Consider the following 7,630-nt stretch of genomic DNA (forward strand, 5'->3'; position numbering starts at 1 on the left):
AAAGAGTTTTCCTGCGGAGGGGAAGCCCCTCCGCACCTCCCCTTTCAGGGTGCGACCGCCCGTGGAGGGAAAAAGCGACAGGCGGGGGCCTCGCCCATGCTGTTCAGTTGATGCGAATAGGGATGAGCGAAACCATGGACGAGAGGACATACCCATCGGACGGCCGAGAGGCGGCGACGCAGCCATCGACGGATGTCGTCATCCGGCTGGAGGGGATCACGAAGGTGTACCGCATGGGCGACATCGAGGTGCACGCCCTGCGGGGGATCTCCCTGGAGGTTCGGCGCGGCGAGTTCATGGCCATCATGGGCCCATCGGGCTCCGGCAAATCGACGCTGATGAACATCCTGGGCTGCCTGGATCAGCCCACCAGCGGCCGATACTGGCTGGAGGGCGAGGACGTCTCTCAGATGGATGACGACCGGCTGGCGGAGATACGCAATCGGCGCATCGGGTTCGTGTTCCAGTCGTTCAACCTGCTTCCCCGCACAACGGCGCTGGACAACGTGGAGCTGCCGTTGATCTACGCGGGCGCCCGCGACCGCCGAGAGCGGGCCCGGGCCGCCCTGGAGGCCGTCGGATTGGGCGATCGGCTGCATCACCACCCCAACGAACTCTCGGGCGGGCAACAGCAGCGCGTGGCCATCGCCCGAGCCCTGGTCAACGAGCCCGCCATCATCCTGGCCGACGAGCCCACCGGCAACCTGGACTCCAAGTCGGGCGAGGAGATCATGGGGATTTTCCAGCGCTTGAACGAGGAGAAGGGGATCACCGTCGTGGTGGTCACCCATGAGCCGGATATCGCCGCGCATACCCGGCGGATCGTGCGGCTGCAAGATGGGCTGGTGATCTCCGATGAGCCCGTCCTCCACCCGATCCGCGCCGGCGAGGGCGCACACGGCATGCCGATACCTCCCATCACGGAGCGCGAGGTCGAGAGGCAACCATGAAGCTGAAAGAGTCCATGCGCATCGCGCTGCGTGCGCTATCCGCCAACAAGCTACGCTCCGCGCTGACCATGCTGGGCATCATCATCGGGGTCGGCGCGGTGATCACGCTGCTCTCCGTGGGCAAGGGCGTGGAGAATTACGTCATCAGCCAGTTCCAGAGCATCGGGTCCAATCTGCTGTTCGTGGTGCCCGGGCGCCTGGAGGAGGGCGGCCCCCACCCCAGGCGGCAGACCGTGCGGCCGCTCACCATGGGGGACGCGGAGGCGATCGCCGATCCGTTCAACGTCCCAGACGCCATCGCGGTCGCGCCCGAGCTCAGCCGCTACACCAACGTGACGCGCGGCAAGCACGACGCCTACCCACAGGTCAGGGGCGTGACGCCCGAATTCGAGCAGGTGCGCGACTGGCACCCGGCGGAGGGGAGCTTCATCACCCACGAGGACGTGGTGTCCCACGCCCGGGTGGCCGTGCTGGGTACCACCGTGGTGGATCGGCTATTCGAGGACGACGAATACCCCATCGGACAGACTATCCGGATCAACAACATCCTCTTCCGCGTCGTCGGCGTGATGGAGAAACGGGGCGGATCGGGCTTCGGCGACGAGGACAATACCGTCTTCGTCCCGATCACCACAGCGCAAACGCGCCTGTTCCCCAGCCGCACCGTATCCGGCGAGTATCAGGTCTCCGTGATCTACGTGCAGGCGGTCTCGGAGGACCGCATGGAGGCCGCGCAGCAGGAGATCACCGATCTGCTTCGCCGACGCCATAACATCGCCTATCAGGACGACGACGATTTCACCGTCATCAACCAGGCGGACATCATCTCCGTCTTCGGCGAGATCACCGGGATGCTCACGCTGTTCCTGGGCGCCATCGCCGCCATCTCCCTGCTGGTCGGGGGCATCGGCATCATGAACATCATGCTGGTCAGCGTCACCGAGCGGACCCGGGAGATCGGGCTGCGCAAAGCGGTGGGCGCCAAGCGGCGCGACATCCTCCTGCAGTTCCTGATCGAGGCCATCGTCCTGTCCATGATCGGCGGCTTCGTGGGCATCCTGTTGGGAGCCGCAGGAGCCCTGGCGATCTCACAACTGGCCAAGGACTTACACACCACGGTCACACCACAGTCCGTGCTGCTCGCCACCGGATTCTCCGCCGTGGTGGGGCTGTTCTTCGGCATTTACCCGGCCACCCGCGCCGCCCGGCTGAACCCGATCGAAGCGCTGCGATATGAGTAGCTCGACGCCAAGGGAGGCGTACCATGAAACGCGCCATTTTGATCGCTTCCGCCATCGTGATCGTGATCGTCGGCGTACTGGCCGGCCTGTACGTCACACGCGGCGCGCTGCCGCTGCCCTGGATCGCTCCAACGACGGAGCCTACGAGCACGCCTATCCCTACGGCGACCCCCACTCCAGCGGAGGCCGCCGTCCAGGAGGAGCCCACCCCTACGCCGGCCCCGGCGACGCCCACACCGGCCTCCGCGAAAGCGGAGACGCCCACCCGGGCGGTCACGCCCACGCCACAGCCGACGCGTAGGCCGACGGCCACACCCACCCCACGACTGATCCGCTTCAAGGCGTTCGTCGCTCCCCTGCGCACGGAACTGAAGGCCGCCCCCCGGCCGGACGCGGAGACGGTGGCTCAGGTGCGCGGGGGACAGGTGCTGGAGATGGTGGGACGGTCCGACCCGCCCACCTGGGTGCTGGTGATCTATCCGCCCGACAGCGACGGGCGCGCCTGGATCCCGGTGGACCAGCTGCGAATCTACAACGACATCATGTTGCTGCCCGTGATGGGCGAGGCGGCCGCCGTGTTGATCACGCCCACGCCATCGGAGACGCCGGGCGTCAGCACCCCTGAGGCCGAACAGCCCGTGACGACGCCGCCGCCCACCGGCCTGATCGCCCGGATCACGGCCGACGTGCTGAACGTGCGCGCCGGCCCCGGCACCAACTACGCCATCGTCAGTAAGCTACGCGACGGTGATCAGGTGCAGATCACCGGACGGAACGAGGATGGCACCTGGCTTCAGATCATCTACGATGAGGCCACCGAGGCGCGCGGCTGGATCTTCGCCGAGTATGCCGAGGTCAACGGCGACCCCATGGAGGCGCCGGTGGCGACGACCACCGCACAACCGGCGGCCACCCGGCCACGCCGCGGCAAGTTCACCGGCAAGCTGGCCATCCTGACCCGAAGCGGCGGCGACCTGTACCTGGTCAATGCGGATGGCAGCGGCCTGCGCCATATCACCTCCGGCGTCCTGGACCCGGACCTCTCCCCGGATGGCAAGCGCATCGCCTACACCCGCTGGCCGGGCGGCCCCGAGCCGGAAGGGATCTACGTCCGCGACCTGACCAACGACAACGAGTGGCGGCAATGGGGCACGCATCTGCCGCGCACGCCCGACTGGTCTCCGGACGGGCGCTACCTGGTCTTCTCCTTCCAGAAGGGAGGCCGAGAGGGATACCTGGAGCTGAAGTTTGGGCCGTGGACCTTCAACCTGCCGCCATCCCCCAACTGGCGTCTGGGGCATGTGGACACCTGGACCGGTGAGTATCGCGATGTGCCCTCGCTGCTCTACAGCCGCAACCCGAGCTGGGCGCCGGACGGCCGTCGCATCGTCTACCGCGGCGATCGGGGGCTGGAGATCACCACGCTCTCCGGGCCGTCGCAGGCGTTGAGCAAGGACCTGGGCCACGAGAACCCGGCCTGGTCGCCCACCGGCGGCCTCATCGTCTTCGAGTACAAGCACCCCGACCACGCCGATATCTTCGCGATGAACGAGGATGGGACCGGCATCCGGGCGCTGACCACGCCGGATCCGCTGGCCGAACGCCCGGCCAACAACGTCTCGCCCGCCTGGTCGCCCGACGGCCAATGGATCGCCTTCCTAACGGACCGCAACGGTCAGTGGGAGGTGTGGATCATGCGCCCCGACGGCAGCGAACAGCAGCCGTTGTTCCCCGGCGGGCTGCCGGGGATCACCATCCAGCATCAAAGCGTGGGCGAGCGGCTGCTGAGCTGGTCCCGCTAACAGCATGGGAGCATGAGCATGGCCGAGCCCCCACGCCCACCGACCGATTATCGCGCCCTGCGCCGCCGCCTGGATCGGGATCTGCTGACCTGGGTCATCGCCCTGTTGCTGCTCGCGGGCGGGGGGCTCATCGGGCTGATCTACGGTGGGGGGGCACTCATCCTGGGGCTGAGCTGCCTGGCCGTGGGTGCCGGGGTGATCCTGCTGCTCTGGGGCCTCCTGACCCTGATGGAGCGATGGGCGACCCGGGAGTAACCGTCACGAGGGAGGAACGAGAGGGATCTATCGCATGACCGATCGCACCCCACACGAGGCCGACCGGCTGGCCTTCTTCCTGCTGAAGCGCGTCAACCGGGCTATCCGAGACTACGGGATGATCCGAGACGGCGACCGGATCGCGGTGGCCGTATCCGGCGGAAAGGATAGCCTCAGCCTGCTCCAACTGCTCGACGCCAGACGACGCTCCGCCCCCGAGCGCTACGACCTCGTAGCGATCCACATTCGCGGCAACGCCCAGGGCCCATCCTCCCCCCACCGCCCCCTGGAGGAGTGGCTGGCCCAGACGGGCATCCCGTTCGTCTGCGAGGATATGGCGCTCCCCCCTGGGGAGCCGCTACCCATGAACTGCCAGCGCTGCGCCTGGAACCGGCGCCGCCAACTCTTCCAGACGGCCCACCGGCTGGGGTGCAACGTGGTCGCCCTGGGCCACCACGCGGACGATCTGGCGCAGACTGTGCTCATCAACCTGCTCCAGCAGGGCCGCACCGACGGGATGGTCCCCCATGCCGAGTACTTCGACGGCCTGATCCGGCTGATCCGGCCGCTGATCTACGTGCCGGAGAAGGAGCTGCGCCGCCTGGCCCGACTCCGGGGCTTCCCGCCGCCGCCCCCCTCCTGCCCCCGCAGCCAAAGCTCCAAACGGGAGGAGGCAGCGGAGCTCCTGCGCCAGGCCCAGCAGGCCTTCCCACAAGCCACCCTTCACTTATGTCGACTTTCGCTCCGACACTACCCCAAGGGGATCCCCTATCGACGACCGCGTGCGAAAGACGGGGAGGAAAACAGGGACGGGGCAAGGCCTCGTGCGGGCGGCGGCGATCACTCGCCCGGATGAACGAAGCGGTCCACGTACGTACGGAGAAGCCAATCGACCCATCCCGGCCCGATCGCGTTCAGCCACACCGCCAGGCGCCCGTACCAGCTCAGCACCACGCGTCGCCGTCGGCGCTCACAGGCGCGCACCAGGGCGGCGGCTACCTGCTCCGTGGTCATATGAGAGAGCGGGTTATCTCGGCCGCCTCGCCGGGCCAGCGGCCCGAACGCCTTCCCCTTCTCCCCCAACGCCGTCCCGCTGACGAATCCCGGGCAGATCACGATGACGTCCACCCCGCGGCCGGCGACCTCCGCCCGCAGCGCCTGAGCCCACCCGTTCATGGCGAACTTGGTCGCCGCATACATGGCGGATGTGGGCGTCCCCACCAGCCCGGCGACCGAGGAGACCATGACGATTTGGCCGAAGCCCTGCCGGAACATGTGGGGAAGCGCGGATCGCGTGCAGGCGACGGCCCCCCAGAAGTTCACCCGCCACAATGCCTCCGCCGCCTCCAGGGGCACGTGCTCGACCAGGCCTGCCAGGCTCTGCCCCGCGTTGTTCACCAGCACATCGATGCGCCCGAAGTGATCGACCGCACGATCGATGAGGGACTCGCACTGGGACGCGTCGGAGACATCGGTCGGCACGGGCAACGCCTCCCCTCTCGCTCTTGCGATCTCCCCGGCCAACGTCTCCAATGCCCCGGCGGTGCGCGCCGCCAGGACCAGCCGGGCGCCGCGCCGGGCGAACGCTAGCGCCGTCGCCCGCCCGATCCCGGTCGATGCCCCCGTCACCACCACCACACGCCCTCGATAGTCGATCGCCACCATGCCCTCTCCATCCGGTGATGGATCCGGCTTCCTCCCGGATCGGGGGCATTGTACCGTGAACCCCTCGGACACGTCCACTTATGGATCCTCGTGGAGCGACGCGAGGTACAACAGCTGGGCAGGCCAGAGGCGGGAGAAGGGTTCCGCAGACACGCTCTTAGAGCGGGCCTGAAAGATGCTGTCGCTTCTGCTGGGGGGAGGCCCGGAGGGGCTCCGCCCCTCCCTGGAGTTTGGCCTTTTTCTTTGAGGTCCTATATATGCGGCCTCTTTTATGGTATCCCCCTATATCTTGGTATGGGTAGCGAAGAGCAGTGCCCTTCGCTACCCAAAGGGCCAAACCAGAGGGAGGAGCTACGCCCCTCCGGAGAAAGCCCTTCTTCTGCCTTCGACCTGCCCGGCCTCGGCCTGGGTCCTTCAGAAAGAGCCGAGGAAGGCAGGCGCAGGCCGGAAAAGTGGGGTTTTCCGTGGAGGGATGCTTCCTCCACACCTCCCCCTGTGGAGCTGGTCGTTGAGGGAGACCCCTCAGAACATCATGCCGGTAAATTTTCAGACACGCTCCTACACAAAAGCGTAGCTCCGGCCGAAGCGAGCTTCCTCTTTCGGCCGGAGCCATGCGTGGGTCAGGAGGGATCCGACACCAGGGCCTCTCTACTCCGCAGGCGGCGGAGGAAGCGGCGGTCCCAGGCGCAGCCGCTGTCCATGTGGGCGCCAGCGGTCCTCACGATCTCCCAACTTGTACCAGCCTTCCCCCTTGAGGAAGACCATCCCGCGCCCGGTCGCCTTGAAGTCGATCACGCCGCCGACCATGCGCACGATGATGCGCTCACCTTCCACGTGGATCTGGCCTTCCCAGCCGACCAGCAGGACGCCCCGCTCGAACTCGTGGCGATATCCCTGCCCCGAGACATCCAGGACCTCCGCGCCGGAGATCCACACCGTGCCGCCACCGTGGCCTCGGATATCTACGACGCCATCCCCACGGATCACGGCCACACCAACCCCGTGGGCGATGATCGTCCCCTCGCCCTCGACGGTGGCGCCTTCTCCCTCGCCGGTATCCGCCAGAGCTACGGCTCCGGAGGCCAATGCCATCATTGCGATCAACGCGAGCATGACGATCACCTTCCGTTTCATCTCTACCTCCCTCTACACAACCGCTTGAATGAGCTTCGGTTACATCTCGATGCGGGGGCCATGTGAGCCCTCCGCCTTCCCGATATGAGTGATGCCGGCATCGTCTGTGCAATGCCATCGTACGCCGGACTTGTTAATCAGGGTTAACCCAGATGTTAAAAGAGTGTAACCTCGCCGCCCGGACCGGGCTCAGGGCAGGGGGATTCATGAATCACCCCTGCCCGCGGCACGCCGTCGCCTTTCGATGGTTCCCCATACGCGCGAAAAGCCCCCCGACCTCTCGCCGGGGGGCTCATACACGCCCGTGATCCTTTCTCACTCAGAAGGGCCAGCGCCCCTCCAGACGCATGACCTCTTCCAGCCCCTCCTTCTGCAGCGCAGCCTTCACCTCTTCCGGCGTGCGATGGCCCGGCCACGGCTCCGCGTCCAGCCCGATACGCCACAACAGGCGCGCCGCCAAGGCGGCAGCGGCCTGCAGGCTCGCCGGGGAGACCTTATCCACCGTGTCGGCCGTGGTATGTCCCCACCCCCGGCCGCCCCCGCCACCCCGCCAGACGGCCACCGCCGCCGATGGGATCCCCTG

8 protein-coding genes are annotated in these 7,630 nt (G+C 67.0%); 5 read left to right on the forward strand and 3 right to left on the reverse strand.

Annotated features, from left to right (window positions below):
- The first annotated feature begins 134 nt into the window (after nt 1-134).
- From GXP39_15580 to GXP39_15600, 5 genes are read left to right on the forward strand one after another with little or no spacing between them, the layout of a single operon-like run.
- Complete coding sequence (locus tag GXP39_15580) at nt 135-950, forward strand: ABC transporter ATP-binding protein (GenBank protein ID NOZ29455.1); 816 nt, start codon at nt 135-137, stop codon at nt 948-950.
- Nucleotides 947-2,191, forward strand: a complete 1,245-nt coding sequence (locus GXP39_15585; protein NOZ29456.1) for an FtsX-like permease family protein — start codon at nt 947-949, stop codon at nt 2,189-2,191. The genes GXP39_15580 and GXP39_15585 overlap by 4 nt, the downstream gene beginning before the upstream one ends.
- 23 nt (nt 2,192-2,214) lie before the next feature.
- The gene (locus GXP39_15590) at nt 2,215-3,993 is read left to right on the forward strand and encodes an SH3 domain-containing protein (GenBank protein NOZ29457.1); all 1,779 of its coding nucleotides are present in this window, start codon (nt 2,215-2,217) and stop codon (nt 3,991-3,993) included.
- 18 nt (nt 3,994-4,011) lie between these two features.
- Nucleotides 4,012-4,248, forward strand: a complete 237-nt coding sequence (locus GXP39_15595) for a hypothetical protein (GenBank protein ID NOZ29458.1) — start codon at nt 4,012-4,014, stop codon at nt 4,246-4,248.
- A 34-nt stretch (nt 4,249-4,282) separates the two neighbouring features.
- Nucleotides 4,283-5,104 carry a tRNA 2-thiocytidine(32) synthetase TtcA gene (locus GXP39_15600; protein ID NOZ29459.1) on the forward strand — a complete coding sequence of 274 codons (822 nt, stop codon included), beginning with the start codon at nt 4,283-4,285 and terminating at the stop codon, nt 5,102-5,104.
- Here GXP39_15600 and GXP39_15605 read toward each other — a convergent pair.
- The 3 genes from GXP39_15605 to GXP39_15615 form a co-directional block, all read right to left on the reverse strand.
- Complete coding sequence (locus GXP39_15605) at nt 5,089-5,913, reverse strand: SDR family oxidoreductase (protein NOZ29460.1); 825 nt, start codon at nt 5,911-5,913, stop codon at nt 5,089-5,091. The two genes, GXP39_15600 and GXP39_15605, sit on opposite strands and share 16 nt — an antisense overlap.
- A gap of 648 nt (nt 5,914-6,561) precedes the next feature.
- Entirely contained in the window at nt 6,562-7,047 is a 486-nt protein-coding gene (locus tag GXP39_15610) for a hypothetical protein (protein NOZ29461.1), read from the reverse strand.
- A 319-nt stretch (nt 7,048-7,366) separates the two neighbouring features.
- On the reverse strand, nt 7,367-7,630 hold a 264-nt coding region (locus tag GXP39_15615; protein ID NOZ29462.1), incomplete at its 5' end, for a peptidase M28.

It is taken from the genome of Chloroflexota bacterium, from assembly GCA_013152435.1.
GTDB lineage: Bacteria > Chloroflexota > Anaerolineae > DUEN01 > DUEN01 > DUEN01.